Origin of the sequence: Okeania sp. SIO2B9 (genome assembly GCF_010672505.1) — a bacterium.
GTDB lineage: Bacteria > Cyanobacteriota > Cyanobacteriia > Cyanobacteriales > Microcoleaceae > Okeania > Okeania hirsuta.
This window is the reverse complement of sequence record NZ_JAAHGK010001060.1, coordinates 1-2,739: the sequence shown is the minus strand read 5'-3', so window position 1 is coordinate 2,739 and position 2,739 is coordinate 1. Positions and strand designations below refer to the sequence as shown.

The 2,739-nt window shown below is 35.0% G+C and carries 4 protein-coding genes; all 4 read left to right on the top strand.

All coding sequences use genetic code 11. The features are described from left to right. Nucleotides 1–927 (top strand): mechanosensitive ion channel family protein (locus F6K13_RS27225; protein ID WP_287289008.1); only part of this gene is annotated, 927 nt, incomplete at its 5' end. Between the two features lie 58 nt (nucleotides 928–985). After that, nucleotides 986–1,486: a 6-carboxytetrahydropterin synthase gene (locus F6K13_RS27220; RefSeq protein ID WP_124146270.1), complete on the top strand. Its 501-nt coding sequence runs from the start codon at nucleotides 986–988 to the stop codon at nucleotides 1,484–1,486. Continuing rightward, entirely contained in the window at nucleotides 1,483–2,190 is a 708-nt protein-coding gene (locus tag F6K13_RS27215) for an SDR family oxidoreductase (protein ID WP_124146271.1), read from the top strand. The genes F6K13_RS27220 and F6K13_RS27215 overlap by 4 nt, the downstream gene beginning before the upstream one ends. A 187-nt stretch (nucleotides 2,191–2,377) precedes the next feature. After that, on the top strand, nucleotides 2,378–2,512 hold the full coding sequence (locus tag F6K13_RS27210) for a hypothetical protein (protein WP_282433603.1): 135 nt from the start codon (nucleotides 2,378–2,380) through the stop codon (nucleotides 2,510–2,512). Nucleotides 2,513–2,739 lie beyond the last annotated feature (227 nt).

Genomic DNA, 2,739 nt, shown 5'->3' with positions numbered 1-2,739 from the left:
ATTAGTCCACTGACAAAACCTTTCCAAGTTGCAGGAACATTTATATTAATTTCTCTATCCTCAGTTTGGTTAGAAGAATACAAAGCATTATACAATTTCTTTAATCCTTTAATAGTTCTTGTTGTAGTGATTAGTATTGCCTGGTTAGCTTCCCGTTTATTTCAGCAAGTACTCAGGATATATGGCATTGAAATTATTCGTAAATCTGGCTTAGAAGCTGATGAGTTACTCTTAGTATTTGAGACTATAGTAAATGTAGTAATCGGATTTATTGCCACAATAGGTTATGCTCAAAGTCAAAGATTTCCATTAACAGGTTTGTTAGCTGGAGTATCTATTGGTGGTGTCGCTATTAGTTTTGCTGCTTCCAAAACTTTGGAGCAATTGTTTGGTACTGTTGTATTGTATTTAGACCGTCCTTTTATTCCTGGAGATTATATTCGTTGCTCATTAGGAGAAGGTGAGATGTATGGCAGAGTAGAATCTATTGGTTTGCGGTCTACAAAAATTAGGAAAGCCGCCACGGGTACACTATATATTGTTCCTAATAACCAATTAGCCAATGCAGGAATTGAGAATATTACCCGTGGTAAAAAAGTGATGGTTTTATTATATTTAGACTTTACCAAGAAACTGATAGAACGAGAAAAAGCTCTAGTTCAGCAAGTGGTTAAAAATAGTACAGATTCAGTATTTGGTATTGACCCAGGAAGTACAAAAATAGCAGTATTTGACCATGAACATACAGATAAATGTCGGGCGAGGATAACTTTCTTTATTCTCGGTTCTAGTGAAAATTCTATCCAATTAAGAAAGCGACTTTTGGAAGTTGCTAATCAAAATATTTCTAAGGAGCTGAAAAATTTTGGCATTGAATTTTATCTACAAGAACCAAATATTTATGTTGATTCCCCAATGACTATTTAATTTCCTGTATTTTCTTCATTCCTATTTCTTTTAGGATTTATATAACTGTGCATTTTCTATGAAAAAACGACTGACTAAAATTGAATTATTTAAGCAAGCAATGAACTTTTCAGCAGGTCACTTCACTATATTTTCAGATAGTGAAAGAGAAAATCTGCACGGTCATAGTTTTTCTGTATATGTCATGTTCGAGGCTGAAGTGACAAACAATGGCATGACCTTTGACTATGGTATTTACAAAGAAATTATCCTTAATATTTGTCAATTTCTTGATGAAGTTTTTCTACTGCCATTAAAAAATCCTTATCTCAAAATAGAAGAATTCGATGAATATATCTATGCTTTGTTCAATGGTGGTAAAGAGAAAATACCATTTCTTAAACGAGATGTAAAGTTGCTTCCGGTGCGAAATATTACTGTAGAGGAGCTTTCTCATTGGTTTTTGCAACAATTACTTGTTAATGTACAAGAAAATCAAGAGCATTTGATTCAAACAATAGAAGTTAAAATATTCTCTGGTCCTGGTCAGTCAGGTAGCAGTTTTTGGAGTAAAAAATGAGCAAAAAATATTTGGTTATAACTGGTGGAAGTCGTGGCATAGGATTGGCAACAGCTAAACTATTTCTGGAACAGGAATTTCAGGTTATTAACCTTTCTAGAAATTTATGTCCGTTGCCAGATGTAGTTAATATTCAGATAGATTTAGCTGCAAAAGGTTTTGAGGAAAATTTGAAACAAGAGTTACTACCTAAATTAGAATATTCTGAAAGGGTGATTTTAGTTCACAATGCTGCCCGCTTAGATAAGGATAATGTAGAAAATATTCAAGCCAATAATTTACGAGATATCTTGGAAATTAATATGGTTGCTCCAACTATATTGAATCAGATAGTCATGCCAAAAATGTCAAAGGGGTCTGCTATTATTTATGTGGGTTCCACTCTCTCAGAAAAGGCGGTGCCTGGTGCCTTTAGTTATGTCACTTCTAAACACGCAGCAGTGGGGTTAATGCGAGCCACTTGTCAGGATTTAATAGATCGAGGTATTCATACAGCTTGTGTTTGTCCTGGTTTTACCGATACCCCAATGTTACGAAATCATCTTAATCATGATGAGACAATTATTGAGCAGATAAAAACTATGAATGCTCAAAATCGTTTAATCGAAGCTTCAGAGATTGCACAAACCATTTATTTTGCAGCGACTAACCCAGTTATTAATGGTGCAATAATCCATGCAAATATGGGGCAAAAAGAGAGATAAAAAGATGGCAGCTACTCAACTTAATCACTATCTGATTAGTCATTGAGTTGATAAGGACTTGTAACTGTTACCTATAATCTGGTATTATCTATAATAGTCTCCGATTATCTGTTTTATGCTACTAGGATTCAAAACTGAGTAGCAACCCACAAATCAACAAAAAACATTACTTGCCCAACACGCTGGTGTGGGTCGTCATGCCTGTAATTGTGGATTATGGCTGACTAGAAACATCCTTAATCACAATTCTATTAATCCTGATAGCAAAATTAAATTTCCTACTGCTATTGACTTGGCCTTTGCTTTTGGTAGCAATGGTTAAACCTCAAAACTATTGGTACTACGAAGTGTCTAAAACAGCACCTCAATATGCTTTGAAATATTTGTCATCAGCTTGGAAGCGTTACTTTAAGAAAGTCTCTGGTTAGCCTAAATTCAAGAAAAAAGGCAAAGATGATAGTTTTCCTACGGAATGCTACGCAAACACTTTAGATGGTTCAATACCCACCCCCATCCCCTCCCAGGAGGGGATGGGGGTGGGTATTGAAC

Bases quoted from the DNA above. Each gene is read 5' to 3' on its own strand.
- F6K13_RS27220 (WP_124146270.1), top strand. From the start codon at position 986: ATGAAAAAACGACTGACTAAAATTGAATTATTTAAGCAAGCAATGAAC.
- F6K13_RS27215 (WP_124146271.1), top strand. From the start codon at position 1,483: ATGAGCAAAAAATATTTGGTTATAACTGGTGGAAGTCGTGGCATAGGA.